We start from the raw sequence: 26,476 nt of genomic DNA on the forward strand, positions 1-26,476 counted from the left end.
CTGAGGCGCTGGTCGAGCAGCGGCTCGCGGCCGCGTGCGGCAATCGTATCCGCGCTCGGATCGAATGGCTGCCGTCGAACGCCGATGTGTTCGTCACCAAGCCCGGAGCGTTCACCGATGTGGTGTCGGGCGCCATCGCCGACATCACCGGCCGCATTCCCGATCTCAACACCGGCGGCGGCACCTCGGATGCGCGCTTCATCGCCAAGTACTGCCCGGTGGTGGAGTTCGGCCTGGTCGGCCAGACCATGCACCAGATCGACGAACGCACGCCGGTGAGCGATCTCGACAAACTCACCGCGATCTATCGCGGCGTGCTGGAGCGATATTTCAAGTAAACGACCTCTCTTTCGTCATTCCGGGGCGCGCGTAGCGCGAGCCCGGAATCCATACTCACTGTCAGGGGTTATGGATTCCGGGCCTGTGCCGCTGCGCGGCCCATCCCGGAATGACGAACGAGATGTTTGTGCCCCTTCGCGCTTAATAATCCACCCGCACCAAATACAACCCCTCGGGCGGCGCGACGATGCCGCAGGCGGAGCGGCGGCGGGCGGCTAGCGCGGCGGCTAGATCATCCGCCGTCCAACGGCCTTCGCCGACCCAGACCAGCGAGCCGACCATAGAGCGCACCTGGCTGTGCAGGAACGAGCGCGCCGAGGTGATGACATCGATGTCGTCGCCGCTGCGCAGCACGTCGAGCTGATCGAGCGTCTTCTCCGGCGACGCGGCCTGGCATTCGGTGTCGCGGAAGGTGGTGAAGTCGTGCTTGCCGATCAGCACCTGCGCGGCGCGGTGCATTGCGTCTGAGTCCAGTCGGCGCGGCACGCGCCAGACCTTGCCGAGTTCGAGGGCGAGGTTGGAGCGGCGGTTGACGATGCGATAGCGATAGTGCCGCTTGATGGCCGAGAACCGCGCTTCGAATGTGTCCGGCACGAGTTCGGCGGATAGTACGGCGACCGGGTTCGGCCGCAGATGCGCGTTCAGCGCGTCGCGAAGCTTGTCGGCGCGGAACGGCTTTGGAATATCGACATGCGCGACCTGCCCGAGCGCATGCACGCCCGCATCGGTGCGCCCCGCGCCGTGCACCCGCACCGCTTCGCCGCACGTCGCCAGCACCGCGGCTTCGAGCGCGCCCTGTACCGACGGCAGCGTCGCCTGCAGCTGCCAGCCGCGAAACGGCGTGCCGTCGTATTCGATGGTGAGTTTGTAGCGGGGCATGACCCTATTCGGTGTCATTGCCGGGCTCGACCCGGCAATCCATCTTCAAGAGAGATTTGTTTCGAGGATGGATGCGCGGGTCAAGCCCGCGCATGACACTCTGGAAGCCGTTAGCTGACCACCCGCGTGCCCTTCGCGATCGGCGTGCCGCGCAGCAGGTCTTCGGCTTGCATCGGCTGCTTGCCGGCGCGCTGCGCCTGGAGGACGCGGATGGCGCCGTCGCCGCAGGCGATGGTGAGGGTGTCGTCGATCACTTCGCCCGGGGCACCGCTGCCGTCAGCCAAAGCGCAGCGCAGGATCTTGATCCGTACCGGCGCGCCCTCGATTGGCAGTTCGCACCAGGCGCCGGGGAACGGCGACAGGCCGTGGATGTGGCGCAGCACCGCGCGGGCCGGCTTGGCGAAGTCGATCCTGGCCTCGGCCTTGTCGATCTTGGCCGCATAGGTGACGCCGTCGTCGCTTTGCTTGGTGAGTTGCAAGCCGCCGCGCTCCAGCGCCGCCATCGCCCGCACCATCAGGTCGGCACCGAGCCGGGCCAGCTGATCGTGCACGTCGGTGACCGTCATGGAGTCGGTGATGGCGATGCGCTCGGCCATGGCGACGTCGCCGGTGTCGAGGCCGGCATCCATCTTCATCACCATCACGCCGGTCTCGGCGTCGCCGGCCATGATGGCGCGGTTGAGCGGCGCCGCGCCGCGCCAGCGCGGCAGCAGCGAGCCGTGCAGATTGTAGCAGCCGAGTTCCGGCGCATCGAGGATCGCCTGCGGCAGGATCATGCCATAAGCGACCACGACAGCGGCGTCGGCCTCGTGGGCGCGGAAATTCGCCAGCGCCTCGTCGGTGCGCAGCGTCTTCGGCGTCAGCACCGGCGCCTGCAGCCGGTGCGCGGCGAGCGCGACTGGGCTTTCTTGAAGTTTCATGCCTCGCCCGGCCGGCTTCGGCTCGCGCGTGTAGACGGCGGCGATGTCGTGGCCGTAGGCCGCCAGCGCCAGCAGCGTCGGCACCGCGAATTCGGGCGTGCCCATGAAGACGAGGCGAAGCGGCATGGCGTGAGGTCCCGGACAGGTCTGGGCCGACGGAGGGCCAGCTGCACGACGCGCCGGCCGATCAGCTATGTGAATCGCTCAGACGTATTTGATGCCGCGCTTGGCGGCTTTCTCGAACTTGCGGATGACCATCGCCTTTTTGAGCTTGGACAGGTGATCGACGAACAACACGCCGTTGAGGTGATCGATCTCGTGCTGGATGCAGGTCGCGAACAGGCCGTCGGCGTCCTCTTCCTTCACGTTGCCGTCGAGGTCGGTGTAGCGGATCCGCACCGTCTTGGGCCGCTCGACCTCCGCATAGTATTCGGGAATCGACAGGCAGCCTTCCTCGTAGACGTTCAGTTCCTGCGAGGCGCCGACGATCTCCGGATTGATGAAGGCGCGCGGCTCGCTGGCGCCGTTGCCCTCTTTTCGGACGAGATCCATGGTGATCAGCCGCACCGGTTCGGCGATCTGAATCGCCGCGAGGCCGATGCCGGGGGCGTCGTACATGCTCTCGAACATGTCGTCGGCGAGCTTGCGGATCTCCGGCGTCACCTCGGCGACGGGCTTGGAGATTTCACGCAGCCGCTTGTCGGGCAGGATGATGATTTCGCGCAGGGCCATGCGGGCGATTTAAGGCGCAGCGGCAGAGCGGTCAATCCGGTCGGGGCCGGAGGGCCTGCCACTTTCGGCGCGGCGCGCCTTAAAGCTCCGTTCAGCCTATCGTTCGCTTTCTGTTCTGTCATGCCGTGCGATTTGCTACAGGCTGAGCATGGAGCAGATCCTGTTTTGGCTCGGCGATATCCCGGTCAGCCTTGGCGCAGCCGCTGTCGGCTGCATGGCGGTGGTGCTGTCACTGTTGACGATCATTGTCGTGCTGGTCGCCCGCGGTGGCGGCGGACGCCGCGCCGAGGACCTTGATGAACGCTTGGCGCAGCTGATGCGGGCGCAGCACGAGGCTAATGGCCGGGTCGACGCCATGGGCCGCGCGCTGGCCGGCCGCCAGGCCGAAATGGCGCGGGCGATGAGCGAGCGCCTCGACGGCGCGACTCATCGTTTCGGCCAGTCGATGGCCCAGACCACGCGGCATACACTGCAGAGCCTGCAGGCGCTGCACGAGCGGCTCGGCATCATCGACCGCGCCCACGAGAACATCACTGAACTCACCGATCAGGTGACGACACTGCGCGATGTGCTCGCCAACAAGCAGGCGCGGGGCGCCTTCGGTCAGGCGCGAATGGAGTCGATCGTGCAGGATGGCCTGCCCAAAGGCGGCTACGCGTTCCAGTACACGCTGTCGACCGGCAAGCGGCCGGACTGCGTCGTGCTGCTGCCCGACCAGCGGCCGCTGTGCATCGACGCCAAATTTCCGCTCGAGGCGGTGACGGCGCTGCGTGAGGCGCGTGGCGATCAGGAGAAGAAGGCTGCAGCGCAACAGCTGCGCATCGACGTGATGCGGCATGTCGACGATATCGCGTCGAAGTATCTGATCCCGGGCGAGACGCAGGACACCGCGCTGATGTTCGTGCCGTCGGAATCGGTCTATGCGGAGATTCATGACGGTTTCGACGACGTCATCCAGAAGGCCTATCGGGCGCGGGTCGTGCTGGTGTCGCCGTCGCTGCTGATGCTGGCGATCCAGGTGATGCAGCAGATCCTGAAAGACGCGCGGATGCGCGACGCCGCCGACCTGATCCGCACCGAAGTGCTCAGCCTCGGCGACGATCTCGCCCGGCTGCGCGAGCGCGTCACCAAGCTGCAGACGCATTTCGGCCAGGTCGGCGACGACATCCGCCAGATCCTGATCTCCGCCGACAAAATCGAGCGCCGCGCGTCCCGGATCGAGGAGCTGGATTTCAGCGACACCGACGCGCCGAAACTGGCGCCGGAGGCGCCCGCGCGCAAGCCGGGCGTGCGCGTCGATCTGTTTCCGCAGGCACTGCAGGCCGGCGAATAAGGCACGGCAAATCTACCAAAATGGCCGTCACCACCCGCGAAGGCGGGTGGCCCAGTATCCCAGTGCGTTGAAGTTTCAACGACAAGGCGGCTGAGCGTTGGCGGTGCTCTTTCACTTAGCGCGGTGAGTACTGGGTCGCCCGGCTTCGCGGGCGATGACGGCAGGTGGTGCGGCGTCTCCGTGCATCCCGTCCGCCGTCGAATCTGTTACCCCTTCGGCATGGCCTCATCCGATCTCCCGCCAAACCCCTCTGTCGCCCAAGCCGCCGATCGCAAGCCGAGTTGGCGCGAGGCGATGGCGGTTTATTTGCAGCCGCGGGTGCTGGTGGTGCTGTTTCTCGGCTTCTCGTCGGGGCTGCCGCTGGCGCTGTCGGGCTCGACGCTGCTGGTGTGGATGCGCGAGTCCGGGGTCGATCTCGGCACCATCGGGCTGTTCGCGCTGGTCGGCACGCCCTACACGCTGAAATTCATCTGGGCGCCGCTGGTCGATGCGCTGCATGTGCCGCTGTTCAGCCGCGCCTTCGGCCGGCGGCGTGGTTGGCTGGTGTTTTCTCAATTGCTGCTGATCGCCGCCATCCTGATCCTTGCGCTGGCCGATCCGGCGAAGTCGCCGCTGTATGTGGCGATCGGTGCGCTGCTGGTGGCCGCGATGTCGGCGACGCAGGACATTGTGGTCGATGCGTTCCGTGTCGAGAGCCTGCCGGAGGAGGAGCAGGCCGCCGGCATGGCGTCCTATGTGGCGGCGTATCGGATCGGCATGCTGGTCTCGACGGCGGGTGCGCTGTTCCTGGTCAGCGCCTACGAATCCTCAGGCCGGACGCGGCTGGAATCCTGGATGTGGGGCTATGTGACGATGGCCGCGATGGTGCTGATCGGCACTGTTACGGCTCTCATAGCTACCGAGCCCGAGCAGTCACGCCGCGCCGAAGCCGCAACCTCGGGCGAGAGCGCCCTGAAGCGCGTGATCCACGCCGCGACCGGGGCGTTCTCCGAATTCCTCTCGCGCAAGGATGCGCTCGCGGCGCTGGCCTTCGTGGTGCTGTTCAAGTTCACCGACGCGTTTTCCGGCACCATGACGGCGCCGTTCGTCATCGACCTCGGCTTCACGCGCAACGATTACGCGGCGATCGTCAAAGGCGTCGGCCTGGCCGCAACGCTGATCGGAGGCTTCGCCGGAGGTTACGTAGCGCGGCGCTACTCGCTGGCCGCCAGCCTGTGGATCGGCGGCGTCCTGCAGGCGGTGGCCAACTTGACGTTCTCCTGGCTGGCCGTCGTCGGCGTCAGCCAATGGGCGCTGGCGCTGGCGATCTGCGCGGAGAATTTCACCAGCGCGATCGGCACGGTGATCTTCGTCGCTTACTTGTCGGCGCTGTGCAAGAATCCGCTGCACACGGCCACGCAGTACGCGTTGCTTACTGCGCTGGCGGCGGTGGGGCGGACGTATTTGTCTTCCGGGGCGGGATATGTGGCGAAGGCCACTGGCTGGCCGGCGTTCTTCGCGATCTGCGTGGTCGTCGCGGTGCCGAGCCTGATCCTGCTGGCCTGGCTGCAGCGCCGTGGCCACTTCGCGGCGCTCGGGCCGGTGAAGGTGTAGGCCTTTCCACGTCATTGCGAGGAGCGAAGCGACGAAGCAATCCAGTTCCGTGCACTGAGCTGGATTGCTTCGCTTCGCTCGCAATGACGGGGAGAGGGGACGTGCCAGGCGAACTACTTCGCGAGGCTCCACTTCGTCACCACGGCTTCGCTGACCTGGCCGGCTTCCTCGGCGCAGCCGACCGCCTCGACTTTCAGCGATACCTGTTTGCCGCGATGCGTCTTGAGTTGGGACGCCTGGGCGTCACCGGCGGGGACGATCAGGAACGTCTCGGGGCCGTTCTCGAGATTGCACAGGCCCGACGGCGCCGGCAATCGGCGCGGCTCACTGACCAATTGATACACCATGCCGTTCTTGGTCTTGGCGTGACGATTGCGCATCATGGTGAGTTCGCCGGTGAGCAGATCGCCGATTTTGAGCGCGGTCGGCTTCGGCAGCGACGCCTGGGCGTCCTGGGCGGAGGCGGCGGCAGCCACGAGGCACAGCGCCGCGGCGCTCAGGGTCGAAGTCAGCAGGCGTCGTTTGATCATCGGTGTGTTTGCCCCAGTGGTCAGAACAGAGTCCGCTGCCGCATGGCGGCCGACAATGTGCCTTCGTCCAAATAGTCGAGCTCGCCCCCGACCGGCACGCCGTGAGCGAGCCGGGTCACTTTCACATTCGCGTCCTGCAGAAGGTCGGTGACGTAGTGTGCGGTGGTCTGGCCGTCGACCGTTGCGTTGAGCGCCAGGATGATCTCGGTGACGGCGGGCTCGTGCGCCCGCTTCACCAATGCGTCGATGGTCAGATCCTCCGGGCCGATGCCGTCGAGTGGCGACAGCGTGGCGCCCAGCACGTGGTAGCGGCCGTTTGTGGCGGAGGCGCGTTCGAGCGCCCAAAGATCCGAGACATCGGCGACGACGACGATGATCGACGGATCGCGCCGCGGATCGGTGCACACCGTGCAGGGATTGTGCGTGTCGATGTTGCCGCAGGTCGAGCAGACCTGGATCTTATCGATCGCGACCTGCAGCGCCGAGGCGAGCGGCGCCATCAAGGCGTCGCGCTTCTTGATCAGATGCAGGGCGGCGCGCCGGGCCGAGCGCGGCCCCAGCCCCGGCAGCCGCGCCAGCAGCTGGATCAGACGCTCGATCTCGGGTCCTGCGACCGAACTCGCCATCGGTGAAGCTGTATCCGTTACGAGAGAGGACGCGACAAATCATTGAGCGCCGGCCGTCCGAGACAGCGGCGCTCACAGTCGCGAATCGTTATCGAAAGATTAACCCAAGCCGAGCCCGGGCGGCAGCCCGAGGCCGCCGGTGAGCTCTTTCATCTTGTCCTGCATCGCGGCTTCGGCCTTGCGATGGGCGTCGCCGAGCGCCGCGACGATCAGATCTTCCATCACCTCGCCCTCGTCGGGCCTGATCAGCGACGGATCGATCGAGATCGCCTTGGTCTCCATCTTGGCGGTCATCCGCACCTTGACCAGGCCGCCGCCGGACAGACCTTCGACCTCGATCTGCTCGAGCTCGGTCTGCATCGCCTTCATCTTCGACTGCAGCTGCGCCGCCTGCTTCATCATGCCGAGAAAATCAGCCATGACCGTTCCTTCCTCAAAACATCAGAGATCGTCGTCGTCGATCTGCTCGCTGGGATCATCGTGGCCGCCGACTGCGGCATCGCTCGGGGCCGGCTCCGGCGCCAATCGCCGCACCTCGACGAGCTTGGCGCCGGGCAGGCGTGCCAGCACTTCCTGGACGCGCGGATCGTTTTCGGCGGCGCGCTCGCGCGCGTTCTTGGCCGCTTCGTTCTGCGATTTCAGAGTCGGCTGGCCGGGCTCGTTGGAGACGATCACGGTCCAGCGCCGGCCGGTCCATTGTTCGAGCTTGCGCGAAAGATCGCTGATCAGGCTGCGCGACGCGCTGCGCTCAAGCGCGAGTTCGAGCCTGCCGTCTTCGATCCGCACCAGCCGAACATCGGCCTCCAGGGCCATCTTGACCATGATGTCGCGGTTCTCGGAGGCGAGTGCGACGAGCTGCGGGAAGGTGGTGATCTTCAACGCGGGCGAGCTGTCGGGCTGCGGCGCCGGGCTCGGTGCGCTGAGCTGCGCCCGCGGCGCACTGTCGCCGCCGCGGCTCATCGTCGAGACGGCGCGTGGCGGAGCGGATGGTGGCATGGTGGTCAGCGGCGCCGTATAGCTGCTGGCGCCCGGCGAGGCGCCGCCGCTCACCGGCGATGCGCTCATCGTGGCGCCGAGCGATGCGCCACGGCCTTGCTCGATCATGCGCAGCGCTTCGTCGGGCGTCGGCAGATCGGCCGCGTACGCGATCCGCACCAGCACCATCTCGGCCGCGGCGGCGGGGCGCGTCGCGCTCTGCACCTCGGCGATGCCCTTGAGCAGCATCTGCCACATCCGAGACAGCACCCGCATCGACAGTTTCGCCGCGTAGTCGCGCGCCCGCGTCCGCTCCGTCTCGCCGAACGCGACGTTGTCGGCGGTGGCCGGCACGATCTTGACGCGGGTGACGAAGTTGACGAATTCGGCGAGGTCGCTCAGCACCACCACCGGATCGGCGCCGGTGTCGTACTGATCGCGAAATTCGGTGAAGGCCGCCGCGATGTCGCCGCGCGCCAGCGCATCGAACAACTCGATGACGCGGGTGCGGTCGGCGAGGCCGAGCATCTGCCGCACCGCGTCGGCGCGCACCAGCCCGGCCGCGTGCGCGATGGCCTGATCGAACAGCGACAGGGAATCGCGCACCGAGCCCTCGGCGGCGCGGGCGATGATGCCGAGCGCTTCCGGCTCGACCTCGACGCCTTCCTTGGCGGCGATGTTGCCCAAGTGAGTCATCAGCACGTCGGCTTCGATGCGGCGCAGGTCGAAGCGCTGGCAGCGCGACAGCACCGTCACCGGCACTTTGCGGATCTCGGTGGTGGCGAACACGAATTTGGCGTGCTCGGGCGGCTCCTCCAGCGTCTTCAGGAAGGCGTTGAACGCCGCCGTCGACAGCATGTGGACTTCGTCGATGATGTAGACCTTGTAGCGCGCGCTGGCCGGTGCGTAGCGCACGCTGTCATTGATCTGGCGGACATCGTCGACGCCGGTATGCGAGGCGGCGTCCATCTCCAGCACGTCCATGTGCCGGCTTTCCATGATCGCCTTGCAGTGCACGCCGTGCACCGGCATGTGGATGGTCGGGCCCTTCACCGAGCCGTCCGGCAGTTCGTAGTTCAGCGCCCGCGCCAGGATGCGCGCCGTGGTGGTCTTGCCGACGCCGCGGACGCCGGTGAGAATCCAGGCCTGCGGAATCCGGCCTGTGTCGAAAGCGTTGGAGACGGTGCGCACCACCGCTTCCTGACCGATGAGATCGTCGAAGCTGTTGGGGCGATATTTGCGCGCCAGCACCCGATAGGCGTTCGTCGGCGCGGCGCCGTCGGCCGGAGGAGCCGGAGTGCCTGCGGGGGGAACGAGATCGGTCATCGGACGGTCCGCAATGCTGCGAGAGGTCGGGCCAGGTTGCGGAGTGCGGTCGAGCTGATGCGGCGGGGCAGGTTCATGCGGCTGGCCGGATACCCCACGCGGCCCGGACTCGGCCGGGCATGCATCACCTCGAGGATCGGCCGACGAGGGCCGGAAAAACAGGTAGGAGACTGACGAGCGACCCGATCCGGACCTCGTTAGGGCTGCTTCCTTCCGGACCTGACCCGGTTGGCGAGTGGCTCGTCCACCGCCAATCTCCCGGTCCCTATTTGGAGCGAAACCGGGCCGAATGCAAGCCGCCGGCAGCGGTCTTGCAGCCGCCCTTGAACCCGCCTTTGGACCAACGACGACGAAGCGGCCGCATCCTTGCCATGCCTCTGCGCCGACTTGGCAAATGCCTTCGCCGATGCGCGCTTCCGCTGTGACAGGTGGCTTGCTAAGACAGCCTCCGCTTCGTCCCGAGGCTGGAGAACAGGCCGCCGCCCGGCCGGCCGATGGAACCAGGAATGTCCCCTTCCGACTGGTCGCTGAGCGCGCAGCTCGAAAAAGACACCATCAACATCGGCGATCTGCCGCTCAGCCGTGTGCTGGTGATCAAGGACGCGAATTACCCGTGGCTGCTGCTGGTGCCGCGCCGGCCGAACGTCTCGGAGATCATCGATCTCGAAGAGATCGAGCAGGCCCAGCTGATGACGGAGATTTCCCGTGTCGGCCGCGCGCTCAAAGAGCTGACCAAGTGCGACAAGCTCAATATCGCGGCGCTCGGCAACATGGTGCCGCAGCTCCACGTCCACATCATCGCGCGGCGTTCGAGCGACGCGGCGTGGCCGCGCCCGGTCTGGGGCGTGATGCAGCCGCTGCCGCACGATGCCGAAGAGGTGCAGCAATTCATCAGCGCGCTCCGGCGCAAAGTCTGGCTGGGGTGAGACGATGAGCAATCCGTTCCCGCTCGGCCAGCCGGCCTTCGTCAGCGACGTGCTCGACCGCGCCGCACATCTGCGCACCGACGACGCCAAGCTGATGGCGATGGAAGAGCGCAGTACGACGCGCGCCCACGTGGTGCATCGCGATTCGCTGCTGGTGAAGCACGAGGAGGGCGGCCCGCGAGCGCTGCTCACCATCAAAGAAGCGCTGGCGCTCGGTGCCAATCCGGGCACGATCTTTCTGGGGCTGCGCGACGGCGCCGCCGTGTTCGGCATGGGCATCGGCGCGGCGGCGGTCGACAAGCTCGTCGGCCGCACCGATGCCGGGCTCGCCGAGCTGCGCGGCATGGCGATGCAGGGCCAACTACCCGTCGAGCAGCTGTCGGCGATCGCGATGGCCAAGTCGATGGTCAACTGGCATCAGCGCCACGGCTTCTGCGCCAATTGCGGCGCCAAGACCGCGATGTCGCAAGGCGGCTGGAAGCGCGACTGCCCGAGCTGCAAGGCCGAGCATTTCCCGCGCACCGATCCGGTGGTGATCATGCTGGTGACGCGCGGCGATCAGTGCCTGCTCGGCCGTCAGAAGCAGTTTCCCCCCGGCATGTACTCGTGCCTCGCCGGCTTCGTCGAGGCGGCGGAGACGATCGAGGACGCGGTGCGCCGCGAGGTGGTCGAAGAGTCGGGCATCATCTGCGGCGACGTGCGCTACTACATGACGCAGCCGTGGCCGTATCCGTCGTCGCTGATGATCGGCTGCACGGCGGAGGCCAGCAGCGATGCCGTCACGGTCGATCATAACGAACTCGAGGACGCGCGCTGGTTCTCGCGCGACGAGGCGGCGCAGATGCTGAAGCGCGAACATCCCGGCGGCCTGTTCGGCCCGCATCCGTTCGCGATCGCGCATCATCTCGTCGGCCGCTGGCTGGAGGGACACTCATGACCAAACCTGCCAAGCAGCCGCGGGTGCTCTGCGTCGGCATTCCGGTTCGCGATCTCACCTTCCGCATCGACGCCGTGCCGGGCCGCGGCAACAAAATTCCGGCCAGCGCCTATGGCGAGATCTGCGGCGGCAACGCGCTGAATGCGGCGATCGGCATCTCCCGACTTGGCGGCAAGGCCAGGATGTGCGGCCCGATGGGCGATTCCGAGGAAGCCGCGTCGCGCTTCATCTTCGACAAGCTCGGCGAGGAAGGTATCGACAGCAGCGGCCTGATCCATATGCCCGGCCTGGTGACGCCGATCTCGGCCGTGATGGTCGACACCAGCGGGGAACGCACCATTGTGACGTTCCGCGATCCGGGACTGTGGAAGGTGAAGTTTCCGGCCGCCGATACGCTGCTGAACGATTGCGACGCAATTCTCACCGAAAGCCGCTGCGCCAGCTTCGTGACGCCGCTGTGCGCGGCGGCGGCGCAGCGCGGCATTCCGGTGGTGGTCGACGTCGACAACGCGATGGCGATGAACGACGGCCTGCTGACCGCGGCGACCCACCTGATCTTCTCGGCCGAAGCGCTGCACGGCACCGCCGGCACGGCCGATGATGCCGAGGCGCTGAAGAAGGTGGCGTCGCTGACGCACGCCTTCGTCGCCGTGACGCGCGGGCCGAAGGGCACGCTGTGGCTCGACGACAAGCATCAATTCCAGGAAACGCCGGCCTATCCGGTGCATTCGGTCGACACGCTCGGCGCCGGCGACATCTTCCACGGCGGCTTCACCGTAGCGTTCGGCGAAGGCCAGAGCATCCCGCAAGCATTGCGCTTCGCCTCGGCAGCGGCGGCGCTGAAATGCACCCGCCCCGGCGGAGCGTTCGCGTGTCCGAGCCGGGCAGAGGTGGAGGCGTTCTTGGCGGATAAGCCGAACTAATCACAACGTCATTGCCGGGCTCGACCCGGCAATCCATCCTCTTCGCGAAATGGCGTGCTACGCACGCGATGGATGCGCGGGTCAAGCCCGCGCATGACGGCGCGAATACGTAGGATGGGTTATGCGCTTCGCGCTAACCCATCCTACGGGCTGTGCCTATGGCGCCCACCCCGGTGGGGCCAGCTCGAACGTCTTGAAATCAAACCCTGGCGCCACTGTGCAACCGACCAGGGTCCAGTCGCCTGTCGTCGCGGCGGCCTGCCAGGCGTGGGGCGGGACGATCGCCTGCGGGAGTTCGCCGGCGGGGATGTTGTTGCCGAGCATGATGGCGCGGGTGCCGGTGTCGTCGGCGATTTCCAGCATCAGCGGAGCGCCGGCGTAGTAGTGCCAGATCTCGACTGCGTCGATTCGGTGCCAGTGCGAGCGCTCGCCTTGCGCCAGCAGAAAGAAGATTGCCGTCGAAGCGCTGCGGCCACCCGCGTCGCAGCGGGTGTCGCGGTAGGTTTCGCGATAATGGCCTCCCTCCGGGTGCGGAGAGAGGCCGAGCTGCGCGATCACTTCGGCGGCGGACAGGCTTTCAATCGTCACGAGTTGTTCTTGCGCTCGCGGATTTCGCCGAATACGTCCGCGGCGCTTTCACCGGCCTTGCCGACGGCGGCGGCCACCGACGGCACGTCGGCGCGCAGGAAGACGTTGGCCTTCTTCTCTTCGCCGAGCGTCACCGGCAGCGTCGGCTTGCCGGCGGCGCGCTGTTGCTCGACCTGCTTGGCGCGGGCCTGCAGGTCGGCGTTGTCGGGCTCGATCGAGAGCGCGAATTTGACGTTGGAGGCGGTGTATTCGTGGCCGCAGTACAATTTGAAATCGTCGGGCAGCGCGCGCAGCTTGAGCAGCGAGTCCCACATCATCGGGTAGCTGCCTTCGAACACGCGGCCGCAGCCGATCGAGAACAGCGTATCGGCGGCGAACAGCGTGCGGTCGTCATCGAACACATAGGAGATGTGATCGAGCGTATGGCCGGGCGTCTCGAGCACCCGCGCCGTCAGATTGCCGATGCGGACGTGATCGCCTTCAGCGACCCGCGTATCGACGTCGGCGATCTTGGCGTTGGCGTCGTGCGGCGCGACGACCCGGCAGTGATATTTCTGCTTCAATTCGGCGATGCCGCCGACATGGTCGCCGTGGTGGTGGGTGACCAGGATATCGGTCAGCTTCCAGCCTTCCTTGTCCAGCGCCGCGATCAGCGGAGCGGCTTCCGGCGCGTCGATCGACGCGGTGGCGCCCGTTGCGGGATCGTGGACCAGATAGCCGTAATTGTCGGTGAGGCACGGAACGATGCGGATTTCGGCAGCCATGACGTCTCCGGGAAAGGGGCGGGCGGCGCGGTCGGAACAGTGATCCCGACAGGCGTCGATGCTTGTCTTCTACCATGCACCGCGCGGCGCGAGGAAGCCGGCTGGTGCTCGTAAGCCACGCAGGGTAGCGACTTTGCCCCGCCGCGCGTACGCATGGTACAATGCCGTCATGACGATGGATGTTGTCGGCCTTCGGGAGTTTTATTCCAGGCGTCTTGGAATCGTGGCGCGGCGGCTGATCAACCGCGGCATCGAGAGCCGTTGGCCGCATGCGCGCGGCCAGCGCGTGCTCGGCATCGGCTATCCGACGCCTTATCTCGGACTGTTTCGCGACGGCTGCGAGCGCTGCATCGCCTTCATGCCGGCGGCCCAGGGCGTTTTGAAATGGCCGACCGCGCGGGCGACGCTGTCCAGCCTGGTGGACCAAAGCGCGCTGCCGCTGCCGGATGCGGCGATCGATCGCATCCTGATGGTGCATGCGCTGGAGATGTCGGACGATCCCGAAGCGCTGCTGCGCGAGGTCTGGCGCGTGCTGGCGCCGAACGGCCGGGTGCTGGCGGTGGTGCCGAATCGGCGCGGCGTCTGGGCGCGGGTCGATAACACCCCGTTCGGCCACGGCCGGCCGTATTCGCGCTCGCAGATCGCCGATCTTCTGCGGCGGACCTGGTTCACCCCGGTCGGGTGGGGCGAAGCACTGTTCGTGCCGCCGCTCGGCCAGAGTTGGCTGCTGCGTTCCGCGCCGGTGTGGGAACGAGCCGGGGCGGCAATGTCGCTACCGTTCGCCGGCGTCCATGTGGTCGAAGCGACCAAGCAAGTGACTCGGCCGCTGCCGGTGAGGCGCGAGCGCACGAGGCTGATTCCGGCGCTGGAGCCGTCTTTGGTGCCGACGCCGATGCAGGCCGAGGAAAGCGACGCTCCGCTCGTGCCGCGCTGAGTCGGCTCGAAACAGCAAGGCCGCCCCGGATGTCTCCGGCGCGGCCTCGGCGATCTTCAAGCTTGCAGAGACTTATTCGTTGCCCGGCGCGGCATCCTCGGCCGGAGCCGCGGCGGCTGCCGCGGCACCTTCGCTGCGCGGATGCGGACGGCGGCGACGGCGCGGGAAGCGCTCAGCGCCGCCAGTGCCTTCGAACGCCGCGGGGCTAATCTGCGGCTGCGGGCCGGTGATGAAAGAGGGCAGGCGGTCGACGCCCTCGACCACCGGCTGCGGCTGCTCGCGCGGCTGGAATTGCGGCTGCGGCCGATGCTCGCGGGGCTGCGGCTGTTCACGGTCGCCGCGCGGCTGATCGCGGTCCCGCTGCTCACGCGGCTGGTGGTCGCGCTCACGCGGCTGGAATTGGGGCTGCTCGCGCTGCTGATAGGGCTGTGCCTGAGGCTGCGGCACCAGGCCCGGCTCGGCGCCGAAGTTCGAGTAATCGCCCTCGCTGTCGTCGTCGCCATCGAGCATGTCGTTGTCGATGCGCGGCATCGGCTGGTTCTGGCGGAATTGTTCCTGGGCGGCAGCGATCAGCCGGAAGTAGTGCTCGGCGTGCTGGTAGTAGTTCTCGGCGGCGACGGGATCACCCGAGGAGCGGGCGTCACGGGCGAGTTGAACGTATTTTTCAGCGATGTGAGAAGCAGTGCCACGGATCTTGATATCGGGGCCGTTCGATTCGAACACCCGGGTCATCGGGTTTTGGCCGCGCCGATTGTTGTTGTTGTTATTGCCGCCGTTGTTCCGGTTGCGCAGCCGCTTGTTGTTCTGCCCGTTTCTCATGTCCTACCTTTTCAACCAACCCCGAAAGTCCAATTCGCGGAAGTCCGATACAGAGTGTCCGATCAAGCGTGAAAGGCCCACAATCCCGAGCACGGGGCCGTCCGCCCATACTCGACGGCGTCGCCGGCGCCGATGCGGGCTTTCCCCGATCGGACATCATCATCGCCGCTGTAAATCGCAGGTGCCGTTTGCCGGGCGCGACCGAAGTGCCGCGCAGGAGAACGACGCGTGCCCCAATCCAGGCGAGCGCAGCGCAGCGCCTGCCGGACCAATCATCGAGCCTGTCGGTGCAGGCTCAGTCTCTCTCGCGTGAGTTTAAACGTAATCTCAGGCTTTCGTTCGCTCCGCGGCCACGAGCTGCGCGGCTTGTCTCAGCCTTCGCGCTCAATCGATACCGCCGTGTGGAACCCTTCAATCAAGGGGCTCTCGGTCCTCAATTTCGCGCCTCCGCCGCTTCGCGGGGCCAGCGGCCGGACCGATCTGTTGGCCGGAACGTAGTCGTTCTGGGGCGATATTCCAAGCCTTTTTTGCAATCTGTTCTGACATTAAGGGGTTTGCAACCGGCCCGTCACGACGCGGAAAATCCCCGCAAGATCAGGGCTTGGCGGCCTGTCGGCGACCAAGCCGGCGGCGCGCATCAGGGTTGCGACATCGCCGTCCTGGCCCTGGCCGATTTCCACCGCCAACGCCCCGCCGGGCCGCAGCAGCGGGATCGATTCGGGGATGATCCGCCGATAGGCGTCGAGCCCGTCGGGACCGCCGTCGAGCGCCCGGTGCGGATCGTGGCGCCGTACCTCGATATCGAGCCCGGCGATATCGCCAGTGGGAATGTAAGGCGGGTTGGAGACGATCAGATCGAACGGGCCGGTCAGCGCCGCCGCGTAGTCGCAGGCGACGAAGCCGGCGCGACCCTCGAGGCCGAGGCTGCGCGCATTTGCGCGGGCGGTGGTCAGCGCCGCGAGGCTGATGTCGGTGCCGATGCCGAACGCCTGCGGCAGCTCGCTGAGCAGCGCCAGCAGAATCGCGCCGGAGCCGGTGCCGATGTCGAGGATGCGTGGCGCGGTGGTGTTGCTCTTGGCGAGAAGTTCCAGAGCCGTTTCGACCAGCGTCTCGGTGTCTGGCCGAGGGACCAGCGTGTCGGGCGACAGGCTGAGCGGAAGGCTCCAGAATTCGCGGCTGCCGATGATGCGGGCCACCGGTTCGCCGGCCAGTCGGCGCGCGGCGCAGCCTTCCAGCCGCGTGGCTTCATCAGAATTCAGCACGCGGTCGGCTTGTGTGATCAGTCCGGTCAGATCGAGCCCGGTGACATGGCCGACGAGCGACCGCGCTTCGAGCTCGGCAGCATCGATGCCGGCCTCTCTCAATCGTTGTCCGAGGCGACGACGCGCGGCGGCGATCGTCGGGCCGTCGCTCACGCGGCGTCGCTCTGGGCGGCGAGCTGGGCCGCCTGGTGCTCGGTGGTCAGCGCGTCGATCAGTTCGCCGAGCGCTTCGCCGGCGATGACTTGCGGCAGCTTGTAGAGCGTCAGATTGATGCGGTGATCGGTGACGCGGCCCTGCGGAAAGTTGTAGGTGCGGATGCGTTCGGAGCGGTCGCCGGAGCCGACCTTCTCCTTGCGCTCGGCCGAGCGCGCGGCGTCGACCCGCTGGCGCTCGGCGTCGTAAATTCGCGAACGCAGGATGTTCATCGCCGAGGCGCGGTTTTTGTGCTGCGAGCGGCTGTCCTGCATCATCACCACGATGCCGGTCGGCAGATGGGTGATGCGGATCGCCGATTCGGTCTTGTTGACGTGCTGACCGCCGGCGCCCTGCGCCCGCATGGTGTCGATCTTCAGATCGTCCGGCTTGATGTCGACGTCGACCTCCTCGACCTCGGGCAGCACCGCGACGGTCGCTGCCGAGGTGTGAATGCGCCCTTGAGTCTCGGTATCAGGCACGCGCTGCACGCGATGAACACCGGATTCGTATTTCAGCTTGGCGAACGCGCCGCGGCCCTTCACCTCGGCGATGATTTCCTTGTAGCCGCCGACGGTGCCCTCGGAGGCCGAAATCACCTCGACGCTCCAGCCCTGGAGCGCAGCGAAGCGCTCATACATCCGGAACAGATCGCCGGCGAACAGCGACGCCTCGTCGCCGCCGGTGCCGGCGCGGATTTCCAGCATCACGTTGCGGTCGTCCATCGCGTCCTTGGGGAGTAGCGCGATGCGGATCTGCTGGATCAGTTCGTCGCGGTGGGCGTCGAGCGCGTTGCGCTCCGCTTCCGCCATCGCCCGCATCTCCGGCTCGGTGGCTTCGTCTTCCAACAGTTCGTCGAGTTCGCCCATTTCGTCGCGCACGGCGCGGTAGGCCTTCACGGCTTCGACCAGCGGATTGAGTTCGGCGAGCTCGCGCGTCTTGCGCACGTAGTCGTCGGAGCCGAGCTGTCCCATCAGCTCGGCCTCCAGCGCCGCATGATGGGCGAGCAGAATGTCGAGCTTGGCTTCGGGGAGTGTATTCATCGGAGTGATCTCGGAAACTCAAAAGGGCAGGGACGAGCGAACGCGTCAACAGCGTCGCTACAAGGCCAGCCCGTTCGCCTCGGCGAATTCCGTCAGCTTCTGGCGGATCGAGACGCTGCCGGCCGGCGCTTCAAGCAAGGGCGTCATCATCGCCTCGGCCTTGGCGGCGTCGAGTTCGAGGATCATCGCCTTGACCGGGCCGTGCGCGGTCGCCGACACCGACAGCGAGCGATAGCCGATGGCGATCAGCGCCAGCGCTGCCAGCGGCTGCGAAGCCATCTCGCCGCACAGCGACAGCTGGCGCTTCGCCGCCTTGGCCTTGCGGACGATGTCGCGCAGAGCCCGCAGGATCGGCGCCGCCAGCGTGTCGAAGCGTTCGGAGACGCGCGAGTTGCCGCGATCGACCGCGTAGAGGAACTGGAACAGATCGTTGGAGCCGACCGAGACGAAGTCGACCTTCTTGAACAGTTCGTCGAGCTGATACAGCAGCGCCGGCACTTCCAGCATGGTGCCGACATCGACCCGCTCCGGGAGCGTGTGGCCGTGCTGGCGCAGATAAGTCAGCTCGCGCTCGACGATGCCCTTGGCCTCGTCGAATTCGGCGACCTCCGAGATCATCGGAAACATCACGCGCAAGTAACGACCGCTGGCGGCGCGGAGCAGCGCGCGGATCTGGCTGCGCAGCAGGCCCGGCCTGTCGAGTCCGAGCCGGATCGCGCGCCAGCCGAGCGCCGGATTCTCCTCGACCACCGTCTCCATGTAGGGCAACGCCTTGTCGCCGCCGATGTCGAGCGTGCGGAACGTCACCGGCTTGGAGCCTGCGGCGTCCAGCACCGAACGATACAGCGCGAGCTGATCGCTCGAGCGCGGCAGGCTTTGCCCGACCATGAACTGCAGCTCGGTGCGGAACAGGCCGATGCCCGAGGAGCCGGTGTCTTCGATGTGCGGCAGATCGATGACGAGGCCGGCGTTGATCATCAGGTCGATCGGCTGGCCGTCCTTGGTGACGCAGGGCCGCTCGCGCAGCGCCGAGTACTGCGCCTGCCGGCGGGCGCGAAAGCGGACGCGCTCCGCATAGGCGGATTCGATCTCGGCAGAGGGCCGCACATAGATCGAGCCGGAGGTGGCGTCGACGATGATGGCGTCGCCCGGATCGGCGATGCCAGGCGCATTCGGCACCTCGCCGATCGCCGCTATGCCGAGCGCGCGCGCCACGATCGAGACGTGGGAATTCGCCGTGCCTTCTTCCAGCACCAGGCCGCGCAGCCGCTTGCGATCGTAATCGAGCAGCGCTGCCGGGCCCATCGAGCGCGCGATCAGGATGGCGTTCTCGGGTAGCTGCTCGCGGGTCGGCGCGTGGTTCTGGCCGACCAGCTGGCGCATCAGCCGGTGGCCGAGGTCTTCGAGATCGTGCAGCCGGTCGCGCAGATAAGGATCCGTCGAGCGCAGCATCCGGGCGCGTGTATCCGATTGCACGCGTTCGACCGCGGCTTCGGCGGTGAGACCGGTCGCCACCGCCTCGTGCAGCTTGTGCGACCAGCCGTGGTCGTTGGCGAACATCCGATAGGCTTCCAGCACGTCGCGGTGCTCGCCGCTCTCGGCGACGTCGCCGCGCTCGAGCAGACGGTCGAGATCGGAGCGCAGATTGGCCAGCGCCGAATCGAGCCGCTTGACCTCTTTGTTGAGATCCTCGGCGATGTAGTTGGTGATGACGACGCGCGGTTCGTGCAGCACGACGTGGCCGAGTGCGATGCCGTCTGACAGCACGGCGCCGGTCTTGTGGATCGAGTGCCGCGCCGCAGGCTCGGCGCCCGGCTGCGCCAGCGCCGAGAGTTCGCCCGAGGCGATCATCTCGGCCAGCACCATCGCGGTGGTCTGCAGCGCCTCGACTTCTTCCTCGACATAGGTGCGCTTGGCGCGGTTCTGCACCACCAGCACGCCGAGCGTGTTGCCGGCGCGCAGGATCGGCACGCCGAGGAAGGAGTGATAGATTTCTTCGCCGGTTTCCGGCCGGAACGAGAACGCCGGGTGGCTCTGGGCGTCGGAGAGGTTGAGCGGCGTCGCCTCGGAGGCAACCAGACCGACCAGGCCCTCGTGGGCGTTCAGCACGGTCTGGTGGACCGCCTCGCGGTTCAGACCTTCGGTGGCGTAGAGCTCGAGCGTGTTGTCGACGCGCAGCACGTAGGTCGAGCACACCTCCGCCACCATGTTGGCGGCGATCAGCACCACGATCTTGTCCAGGCGCTCTTGCGCGGAGACAGGCTCCGCCATGGTTTCGCGGAGCCGTCTCAGCAAGACGCGGGGGCCGCCCGACGTGCTCCGCATGTGCCGAAGTCTCCCTGAACCCTTCACCGCCGCCGGCGTGCGGAGCCGGCGACGACGCCTTCGAAATGAGCCGGGCCGCTTCCGCCCCGGGACGTGGTCGCGCGAGCCGGGCGCGAGGCCGTTTCGACCCCGGCTTCCGCCTTCGCGGCGCAGCGCAATCGGGCGCAGGGCCCAGCCGCCCGCGGTCGATGCCGCTTCACGCCCTATAGCGAATTGGAGCTTGATTTGCCAAGCAAAACGCCTGCCACGCCGGAGCCAATCCGGCGCTGCGCACAGGCCTCAAATCAAGACAAATTCGACCTATTGTTGATCCAAACCGTACAAACTATGCAGTGTCCGCACCGCCAATTCGGTGTAGGCGGCGTCGATCAGAACCGAGAACTTGATTTCCGAGGTCGTGATGGCCCGGATGTTGATGTTGCGGGCGGCCAGCGCCGCGAAAGCCTGGGCGGCGACGCCGGCATGGCTGCGCATGCCCGAGCCGATCACCGACACCTTGGCGACGTCGGTCTCCGAGTCGAATCGGGCGTAGCCGATCTTATCCTGGGCTGAGGTGATGGTCTGCTTGGCGCGGGCGAAGTCGGCGGCCGGCACCGTGAAGGTCAGGTCGGTCGTCTTGCCGTCCTCGGACACGTTCTGGACGATCATGTCGACGTTGATGTTGGCATCGGCCAGCGGACCGAAGATCGACGCGGCGACGCCCGGCTTGTCCTCGATCCGGCGCACCGAAATCTGAGCCTCGTCCTTGGAAAAGGCGATGCCGGTGACGACCTGGTTCTCCATTGATTCCTCCTCGCTGCTGATCAGCGTGCCCGGCGGCGTGCCGTGCGGGTCGATATCCTCTGGCTTGTCGAAGCTGGAGCGCACGAAGATCGGCATGTTGTGCACCATGCCGAGCTCGACCGAGCGCACCTGCAGCACCTTGGCGCCCTGCGAGGCCAGCTCCAGCATTTCCTCGAACGATACCTTGTCGAGCCGGCGGGCCTTCGGCACCACCCGCGGGTCGGTGGTGTAGACGCCGTCGACGTCGGTGTAGATGTCGCAGCGGTCGGCCTTCAGGGCCGCCGCGATCGCCACCGCCGAGGTGTCGGATCCGCCGCGGCCGAGCGTGGTGATGCGGCCGGTCTCGGCGTGAATGCCCTGGAAGCCGGCAATGACCGCGACCTCCTTGCGCTCGGCGAAGCGCTTGATGATTTCGCTGCCGTCGATGCCCTGGATGCGCGCCGAGGCGTGGGCGTCGCTGGTCAGGATCGGGATCTGCCAGCCCTGCCAGGACCGGGCCTGGATGCCGAGGGATTGCAGCACGATCGCCAGAAGCCCCGACGTCACCTGCTCGCCGGAGGCGACCACGGCGTCGTATTCGCGGGCGTCATGCAGCGGCGAGGCCTCGGTGCACCAGGCGACCAGTTCGTTGGTCTTGCCGGACATCGCCGACACCACCACCGCCACCTCGTGCCCGGCATCGACCTCGCGTTTGACATGGCGCGCGACGTTCTGGATGCGCTCGATATTGGCGACGGACGTGCCGCCGAATTTCATCACCAGCCGGCCCATGACGAATAGTGCAATCCCTGCAGACAACGAGTAATGATGGCGCGGATTCCGCGGAGGGCGGGCGCCTTGGTGGCGGCGTATACACAGCGCCGTGGTTCCGGGCAAGCAAGCCGGAGATCGCCTCCAGCGGGCGCGAGACCGGAACAAGGCGTCTGACACGGAATGGGACGATATATCGACCAGATCCTGCAGCCCGGCGAACGCGTGCTGTATTCCGCCAAGCCCCATTGGATTTTCTATCTTCCGGCGATCGGTCTGTGGGTGGTCGCCGTGGTCGCTGCCGGTGTCACCCAGTTGCAGGCGCTGGCAGCGATCGACGAACGTCTCAAGCTCGGGCTTCTCGGGATCGGGGGCATCGTCGGACTGTTCGCCGCGGTGGCGACGCTGCGCGCCTGGTTCCACCGCTGGACGACCGAAACCGACGTCACCTCGTTCCGGCTGGTGCACAAGACCGGCTTCGTGCAGCGTCGGACCTTCGAAATGAGTCTCGACAAGATCGAAAGTGTCGATCTCGATCAAAGCATTTTGGGCCGTATCTTCGGATATGGCGACGTGACCGTCCTGGGCGTCGGCGAAGGCCGCGAGACCATCCGCACGGTCGCAGCGCCGCTGGCGTTCCGCAATTCCATCACCGCGCGTTAGGAGCACGGCTGTACTCATGGCACCGCAATTCGACTCCCCCGCCGCAGCCTCGACCGTCGATCCGGCCGAGATCGCCAAGTTTTCCAAGCTGTCGGCGGAATGGTGGGACCCGACCGGCAAGATGGCGCCGCTGCACCGGATCAATCCGCTGCGGATCAGCTTCATCCGCGATGCCGCCTGCCGCAAGTTCGAGCGTAACGCCAAGAGCCTGAGCTGTCTGGAAGGCTTGCGCGTGCTCGACATCGGCTGCGGCGCGGGTCTGTTGTGCGAGCCGCTGACCCGGCTCGGCGCCCAGGTGATTGGCATCGATCCCTCGGCCACCAACATCGCGGCCGCCAAGCTGCACGCCGAGAAGTCGCATCTGTCGATCGACTATCGCAACACCACGGTCGAAGAGGTCGATCCACGCGAGCGCTTCGATATCGTGCTGGCGATGGAAGTGATCGAGCACGTCACCGACGTCGGCGCCTTCCTGGCGCGCTGCGCGGCGCTGATGAAGCCGACCGGCATGATGGTGGTGGCCTCGCTCAACCGCAATTGGAAGAGCTTTGCGCTCGCCATCGTCGGCGCCGAATACGTCATGCGCTGGCTGCCGCGCGGCACGCATCAGTGGGACAAGTTCGTCACGCCCGCCGAACTCGAGCAGTACCTGACCGGGCTGAAGCTCGCCGTCACCGAACAATCCGGCATCACCTTCAATCCGCTCGCCGACCGCTGGCGGCTGTCGACCGACATGGACGTGAACTACATGGTGGTGGCCGAGACGGCGGTGTGGTCGGCTTCGTTGATTCGTAGGGTGGGCTGAGCGTAGCGAAGCCCACGCGGTGACGTTCGACGTGGGCACGGCGCTGCGCGCCTTTGCCCACCCTACAGCTACACAAGGCGACCTCTCCATCGCCATTGCGAGCGAAGCGAAGCAATCCAGCTCCGTGCACCGGGCTGGATTGCTTCGTCGCTTCGCTCCTCGCAATGACGATCGCCGCCTTGCATCAGCACGGCATTCCTGCAGGGCCGTCTGCGGCTCCGGCATGCCGGCGCTGGTTGACCGGGCGGTGCGCAACCGCCACGGTGCGGCACCTTTCCTGGTCCCGCCCTCATGTTCACCGTCACCTCGCTCTGGGTTCCGTTCACGATCGTCGCCGCGGTCGGGCAGGTCGCGCGCAATGCGATGCAGCGCTCGCTCACCGGGCCACTCGGCACCTGGGGCGCCACCAATATCCGCTTTTTGTTCGGCTTTCCGTTCTCGCTGGTGTTCTTCGCCATTGTCATCGTCGCCACCGGCGATGCGATTCCATGGCCCGGCGCGACGTTCTGGCCGTGGCTGCTGCTGGGTGCGCTGTCGCAGATCGCCGCCACCGGGCTGATGCTGCAGGCGATGACCGAGCGCTCGTTCGTCGTCACCACCGCGTATCTCAAGACCGAGGCGATCCAGACCGCTATCTTCGGCTTCGTGTTTCTCGGCGATCATCTGAGTGTCTGGAAAGTGGTGGCGATCATGATCGCCACGGTCGGCGTGGTGATCACGGCGCTGCGCCCTGGTGCCGCCCGCAGCCTCGGCAATCTGCGTCCGACCGTGCTCGGGCTGGCCGCCGCCGCCGGCTTCGCGCTATCGGCGGTCGGCTATCGCGGCGCCATCATCGTGGTGCCGGGCGTCAGCTTCGTCACCGCGGCGAGCTACACGCTGGTGTTCGGGCTCGGCGTGCAGACGCTGGTGCTGACCATCTATCTGCTGGCGCGGGCGCCGCAGGTGCTGCGCGACATTCTCAAGCTGTGGCGGCCCTCGATGCTGGCCGGCTTCGTCGGCGCCGCCGCGTCGCAATTCTGGTTCTTCGCCTTCGCGCTCACTGCGGCCGCTAGCGTGCGCACGCTGGCGCTGGTCGAGGTGCTGTTCGCCCAGGCGGTGGCTTACTATTCGTTCAAGCAGCCGCTGTCCTGGCGCGAACTCTCCGGCATCGCCCTGATCGTGATCGGCGTCGGACTTTTGGTGGCCGCCTGATTATTTCAGCGCGATGATCACCGCACCGGCGGCGATCAGGGCGATGCCGAACCAGCTTGTGCCGCTCGGCCGCTCGCCCAGAAACGCCGCGCCGAACAGCGCCACCAGCACCACGCTGAGTTTGTCGATCGGCGCCACCAGCGTCGCCGGCCCGAGCTTGAGCGCGCGGAAGTAGCACAGCCACGACGCCCCGGTGCACAGGCCGGACAGGATCAGGAACAGCCAGGTCTTGGGCGTGATCGGCCCGCTCAGCGCGAACTTGCCGGTAGCGAGCAGAATAGCCGCGAGTGCCACCAACACCACGATGGTGCGGATGAAGGTGGCAAGATCGGAGTTGATATCGGCGACGCCGACCTTGGCGAAGATCGCCGTCAGCGCCGCGAATACTGCGGAGAGGATGGCCCAGAGTTGCCAGGAGAGGAGGGTGTCGGGGTTCACGGTGGCATCTCCAGCGATCGTTCTACGCCCAACTTCTCGTCCGTCATTCCGGGGCGCCGCGAAGCGGCGAACCCGGAATCCATATCTCCTGTTCTCGCTCCGTGAGCGAAGTAACAGCCACCGTGTTCCATAACAGATGCTGCGGCGTATGGATTCCGGGCTCGCGCTACGCGCGCCCCGGAATGACGAAGGGTTAGTTCCGATCGTCCGGCAGCACCGGCAGCGGCGCGACTTCGATGCCTTCTTCGATCAGTTCTTTGGCTTCGGCCGGAGACGCCTTCGCCATAAATCGGGCGGTGCTCGATGTCGCCCGTAGTGCATGGCGCGGGCCTGTTCCGGGAAACGTTCGCCGACGTTGTCGGCGGTCTTGAAAATGTGGTCGCGCCATTCCTTGAGTTTGGCGCGCAGCTCGCGCTCCTGCGCGAGCATCAGCGGCGTTGAATTCGTCGCCGGCACCGGTGCTGCCGCTTCAGGCGAAGCAGCAGGCGCAGGCGAAGCCTGGTCGACCACCGGCTCGCGGCCTTTGCGGCGCGCGATCTGCGGCGCCATGATGGCCTTCTCGACCTTCACCGAGTCGCATTGCGGGCAGCTCACCAGTTTGCGCCGGACCTGCGAGTCGTAAGCCGACGAGCTCTGAAACCAGCTGTCGAACTGATGCCCCTGGTCGCAGCGCAGACTGTAGCGGATCATGTCTGGCTCCGGACCAGATGCAGATAGTCCGGGCCGGCATTGGGATCCGCCAGCGTGAAGCGGCGGCCGTGCTGCAGCGACGGGATTTTGCCGCGCGCCTTGCCGACTTCCGCCGGATCGATCCGCGCCATGATGAAGCCGGGATCGATGCCGCCTTCGGCCAGCACCTTGCCCCAGGGATCGATGATCAGCGAATGGCCGTAGGTCTCGCGCTTGTTCTCGTGCAGGCCGCCCTGTGCGGCGGCGAACACGAAGCAGCCGTTCTCGATGGCGCGGGCGCGCAGCAGCACGTGCCAATGCGCTTCGCCGGTCGGTTTGGTGAAGGCGGCCGGGACCGAGATGAAGGAAGCGCCGGCCTCAGCGAGCGCGCGGTACAACGCCGGGAAGCGGACGTCGTAGCAGATCGTCAGGCCGAGCCGGCCCCACGGCAGATCGGAGATCACCGCGGTTTCACCCGGCTGATAGTTCGCCGACTCGCGATAGCTCTCGCCATTGCCGAGATCGATGTCGAACATGTGGATTTTGTCGTAGCTCGCCAGGATGCCGCCGTCGGGCCCGATCAGGAACGAGCGGTTGGCGGCGCGATCCGGCGTCGCGAGGATCGCCAGCGAGCCGATATGCAGATGGATGTTCAGTTCGCGCGCCAGCTCGCTATAGGCCTTGAGAGATGCGTCGCTGTCCTCTTCGGCCAGCCGTTCGAACAACGCTTCGCGATTGAGCTGCATCATGTTGCTCACCTCGGGGGTGAGCACGTAGTCGGCGCCGGCGGCGGCCGCCTCGCGGATCAGCGCAGTGCCTTGCGCCAGACTCTGCGCCGGCTCGAGGCCGGTGCGCATCTGCACCATCGCGGCGTTGAAGGCGGCTCCGACGCCCGTCATGACGCTGCGGTCTCGCCGGCGAGCAGTGCGTCGAGCTTGTGCTCGCGGTCGAGCGCGTAGAGGTCGTCGCAGCCACCGATGTGGCGGCCGTCGATGAAGATCTGCGGATAGGTCGAGCCCGGATGGGTGCGCTGGTCCATCTGCTGGCGGTAGGACGGATCCACCGATACGTCGTATTCGGTGAACGCCGCCTTCTTGCGGTTGAGCAGCGACTTGGCGGCGCTGCAATAGCCGCAGCCGGGGCGGGTGAAAATTTCGATCGCAGCGGGCATCACGGCTCCGTCTTCTCCGCGCCGGTTCGGCGCAAGGAGC

General features: G+C 66.5%; 27 protein-coding genes, 1 other RNA gene and 1 pseudogene. 10 read left to right on the forward strand and 19 right to left on the reverse strand.

The genetic code is table 11. The annotated features are described in order from the left end of the window. Positions 1 to 338 (forward strand): M20/M25/M40 family metallo-hydrolase (locus I5M_RS25950; protein ID WP_031337632.1); only part of this gene is annotated, 338 nt, incomplete at its 5' end. A 142-nt stretch (positions 339 to 480) separates the two neighbouring features. On the opposite strand, the gene truA is transcribed toward I5M_RS25950, so the two are convergent. The 3 genes from truA to def form a co-directional block, all read right to left on the reverse strand. Next, positions 481 to 1,218, reverse strand: a complete 738-nt coding sequence (truA, locus tag I5M_RS25955) for a tRNA pseudouridine(38-40) synthase TruA (protein WP_022724058.1) — start codon at positions 1,216 to 1,218, stop codon at positions 481 to 483. A gap of 110 nt (positions 1,219 to 1,328) precedes the next feature. After that, entirely contained in the window at positions 1,329 to 2,264 is a 936-nt protein-coding gene (fmt, locus tag I5M_RS25965) for a methionyl-tRNA formyltransferase (protein WP_031337634.1), read from the reverse strand. A gap of 78 nt (positions 2,265 to 2,342) precedes the next feature. Further along, positions 2,343 to 2,870: a peptide deformylase gene (gene def, locus I5M_RS25970; protein ID WP_022724061.1), complete on the reverse strand. Its 528-nt coding sequence runs from the start codon at positions 2,868 to 2,870 to the stop codon at positions 2,343 to 2,345. Between the two features lie 148 nt (positions 2,871 to 3,018). On the opposite strand from def, the gene I5M_RS25975 reads away from it, so the two are divergent. Next, positions 3,019 to 4,203 (forward strand): DNA recombination protein RmuC, encoded by a 1,185-nt coding sequence (locus I5M_RS25975; RefSeq protein ID WP_022724062.1) that lies wholly within the window; start codon positions 3,019 to 3,021, stop codon positions 4,201 to 4,203. A 219-nt stretch (positions 4,204 to 4,422) separates the two neighbouring features. Further along, complete coding sequence (locus I5M_RS25980) at positions 4,423 to 5,796, forward strand: AmpG family muropeptide MFS transporter (RefSeq protein ID WP_031337636.1); 1,374 nt, start codon at positions 4,423 to 4,425, stop codon at positions 5,794 to 5,796. A gap of 113 nt (positions 5,797 to 5,909) precedes the next feature. On the opposite strand, the gene I5M_RS25985 is transcribed toward I5M_RS25980, so the two are convergent. The 5 genes from I5M_RS25985 to ffs form a co-directional block, all read right to left on the reverse strand. Continuing rightward, positions 5,910 to 6,326 carry a hypothetical protein gene (locus tag I5M_RS25985; RefSeq protein WP_022724064.1) on the reverse strand — a complete coding sequence of 139 codons (417 nt, stop codon included), beginning with the start codon at positions 6,324 to 6,326 and terminating at the stop codon, positions 5,910 to 5,912. A gap of 20 nt (positions 6,327 to 6,346) precedes the next feature. Next, on the reverse strand, positions 6,347 to 6,952 hold the full coding sequence (recR, locus tag I5M_RS25990; RefSeq protein ID WP_022724065.1) for a recombination mediator RecR: 606 nt from the start codon (positions 6,950 to 6,952) through the stop codon (positions 6,347 to 6,349). A 99-nt stretch (positions 6,953 to 7,051) separates the two neighbouring features. Then, positions 7,052 to 7,372: a YbaB/EbfC family nucleoid-associated protein gene (locus tag I5M_RS25995; RefSeq protein WP_022724066.1), complete on the reverse strand. Its 321-nt coding sequence runs from the start codon at positions 7,370 to 7,372 to the stop codon at positions 7,052 to 7,054. A gap of 21 nt (positions 7,373 to 7,393) precedes the next feature. Further along, a complete protein-coding gene (locus tag I5M_RS26000; protein WP_022724067.1) occupies positions 7,394 to 9,253 on the reverse strand; it encodes a DNA polymerase III subunit gamma/tau in 1,860 nt (619 codons plus the stop codon). 162 nt (positions 9,254 to 9,415) lie between these two features. Further along, positions 9,416 to 9,512, reverse strand: an RNA gene (gene ffs, locus I5M_RS31640) — signal recognition particle sRNA small type. A gap of 247 nt (positions 9,513 to 9,759) precedes the next feature. Here ffs and I5M_RS26005 point away from each other — a divergent pair. From I5M_RS26005 to I5M_RS26015, 3 genes are read left to right on the forward strand one after another with little or no spacing between them, the layout of a single operon-like run. After that, positions 9,760 to 10,179, forward strand: a complete 420-nt coding sequence (locus I5M_RS26005; RefSeq protein ID WP_022724068.1) for an HIT domain-containing protein — start codon at positions 9,760 to 9,762, stop codon at positions 10,177 to 10,179. 4 nt (positions 10,180 to 10,183) lie between these two features. Next, positions 10,184 to 11,116, forward strand: a complete 933-nt coding sequence (nudC, locus tag I5M_RS26010) for an NAD(+) diphosphatase (RefSeq protein ID WP_022724069.1) — start codon at positions 10,184 to 10,186, stop codon at positions 11,114 to 11,116. Next, positions 11,113 to 12,039, forward strand: a complete 927-nt coding sequence (locus I5M_RS26015; protein ID WP_022724070.1) for a sugar kinase — start codon at positions 11,113 to 11,115, stop codon at positions 12,037 to 12,039. The genes nudC and I5M_RS26015 overlap by 4 nt, the downstream gene beginning before the upstream one ends. Positions 12,040 to 12,195: 156 nt before the next feature. Here the strand turns inward: I5M_RS26015 and I5M_RS26020 are convergent, their stop codons facing one another. Both I5M_RS26020 and gloB read right to left on the reverse strand, forming a co-directional pair. After that, a complete protein-coding gene (locus tag I5M_RS26020; RefSeq protein ID WP_085981070.1) occupies positions 12,196 to 12,621 on the reverse strand; it encodes a cupin domain-containing protein in 426 nt (141 codons plus the stop codon). A gap of 2 nt (positions 12,622 to 12,623) precedes the next feature. Next, positions 12,624 to 13,391, reverse strand: a complete 768-nt coding sequence (gene gloB, locus I5M_RS26025; RefSeq protein WP_022724071.1) for a hydroxyacylglutathione hydrolase — start codon at positions 13,389 to 13,391, stop codon at positions 12,624 to 12,626. A gap of 169 nt (positions 13,392 to 13,560) precedes the next feature. Between gloB and I5M_RS26030 the strand changes: the two genes are divergently transcribed. Next, a complete protein-coding gene (locus I5M_RS26030; RefSeq protein WP_022724072.1) occupies positions 13,561 to 14,325 on the forward strand; it encodes a class I SAM-dependent methyltransferase in 765 nt (254 codons plus the stop codon). Between the two features lie 72 nt (positions 14,326 to 14,397). Here the strand turns inward: I5M_RS26030 and I5M_RS26035 are convergent, their stop codons facing one another. The 5 genes from I5M_RS26035 to I5M_RS26055 form a co-directional block, all read right to left on the reverse strand. Next, positions 14,398 to 15,144, reverse strand: coding sequence for a DUF4167 domain-containing protein (locus I5M_RS26035; RefSeq protein WP_022724073.1), 747 nt, complete (start codon positions 15,142 to 15,144; stop codon positions 14,398 to 14,400). A 545-nt stretch (positions 15,145 to 15,689) separates the two neighbouring features. After that, positions 15,690 to 16,559 (reverse strand): peptide chain release factor N(5)-glutamine methyltransferase, encoded by an 870-nt coding sequence (gene prmC, locus I5M_RS26040; RefSeq protein WP_022724074.1) that lies wholly within the window; start codon positions 16,557 to 16,559, stop codon positions 15,690 to 15,692. Beyond that, positions 16,556 to 17,641: a peptide chain release factor 1 gene (gene prfA / locus I5M_RS26045; RefSeq protein ID WP_022724075.1), complete on the reverse strand. Its 1,086-nt coding sequence runs from the start codon at positions 17,639 to 17,641 to the stop codon at positions 16,556 to 16,558. The genes prmC and prfA overlap by 4 nt, the downstream gene beginning before the upstream one ends. Positions 17,642 to 17,698: 57 nt before the next feature. Then, a complete protein-coding gene (ptsP, locus tag I5M_RS26050; protein ID WP_031337639.1) occupies positions 17,699 to 19,966 on the reverse strand; it encodes a phosphoenolpyruvate--protein phosphotransferase in 2,268 nt (755 codons plus the stop codon). A gap of 300 nt (positions 19,967 to 20,266) precedes the next feature. Continuing rightward, positions 20,267 to 21,520 (reverse strand): aspartate kinase, encoded by a 1,254-nt coding sequence (locus I5M_RS26055; RefSeq protein WP_022724077.1) that lies wholly within the window; start codon positions 21,518 to 21,520, stop codon positions 20,267 to 20,269. Positions 21,521 to 21,682: 162 nt separating this feature from the next. Here I5M_RS26055 and I5M_RS26060 point away from each other — a divergent pair, with 162 nt between their 5' ends. The 3 genes from I5M_RS26060 (at position 21,683) to I5M_RS26070 (ending at position 24,158) form a co-directional block, all read left to right on the forward strand. Continuing rightward, the gene (locus I5M_RS26060) at positions 21,683 to 22,162 is read left to right on the forward strand and encodes a PH domain-containing protein (RefSeq protein WP_022724078.1); all 480 of its coding nucleotides are present in this window, start codon (positions 21,683 to 21,685) and stop codon (positions 22,160 to 22,162) included. 16 nt (positions 22,163 to 22,178) lie between these two features. After that, positions 22,179 to 22,967, forward strand: a complete 789-nt coding sequence (gene ubiG / locus I5M_RS26065) for a bifunctional 2-polyprenyl-6-hydroxyphenol methylase/3-demethylubiquinol 3-O-methyltransferase UbiG (RefSeq protein ID WP_022724079.1) — start codon at positions 22,179 to 22,181, stop codon at positions 22,965 to 22,967. A 291-nt stretch (positions 22,968 to 23,258) separates the two neighbouring features. Then, a complete protein-coding gene (locus I5M_RS26070; RefSeq protein WP_022724080.1) occupies positions 23,259 to 24,158 on the forward strand; it encodes an EamA family transporter in 900 nt (299 codons plus the stop codon). Here I5M_RS26070 and I5M_RS26075 read toward each other — a convergent pair whose 3' ends face one another. The 4 genes and pseudogenes from I5M_RS26075 to grxC form a co-directional block, all read right to left on the reverse strand. Further along, on the reverse strand, positions 24,159 to 24,596 hold the full coding sequence (locus I5M_RS26075; protein WP_022724081.1) for an EamA family transporter: 438 nt from the start codon (positions 24,594 to 24,596) through the stop codon (positions 24,159 to 24,161). A gap of 193 nt (positions 24,597 to 24,789) precedes the next feature. Beyond that, positions 24,790 to 25,286: pseudogene (locus tag I5M_RS30655) on the reverse strand (DUF1178 family protein). Further along, the gene (locus I5M_RS26085; protein ID WP_022724082.1) at positions 25,283 to 26,164 is read right to left on the reverse strand and encodes a carbon-nitrogen hydrolase family protein; all 882 of its coding nucleotides are present in this window, start codon (positions 26,162 to 26,164) and stop codon (positions 25,283 to 25,285) included. The pseudogene I5M_RS30655 and the gene I5M_RS26085 overlap by 4 nt, the downstream one beginning before the upstream one ends. Then, positions 26,161 to 26,436, reverse strand: coding sequence for a glutaredoxin 3 (gene grxC, locus I5M_RS26090; RefSeq protein ID WP_022724083.1), 276 nt, complete (start codon positions 26,434 to 26,436; stop codon positions 26,161 to 26,163). Before grxC ends, I5M_RS26085 begins: the two co-directional genes overlap by 4 nt. Positions 26,437 to 26,476: the final 40 nt, after the last annotated feature.

Source organism: Rhodopseudomonas sp. B29 (assembly GCF_000333455.1).
In the GTDB taxonomy this organism is placed as follows: domain Bacteria; phylum Pseudomonadota; class Alphaproteobacteria; order Rhizobiales; family Xanthobacteraceae; genus Rhodopseudomonas.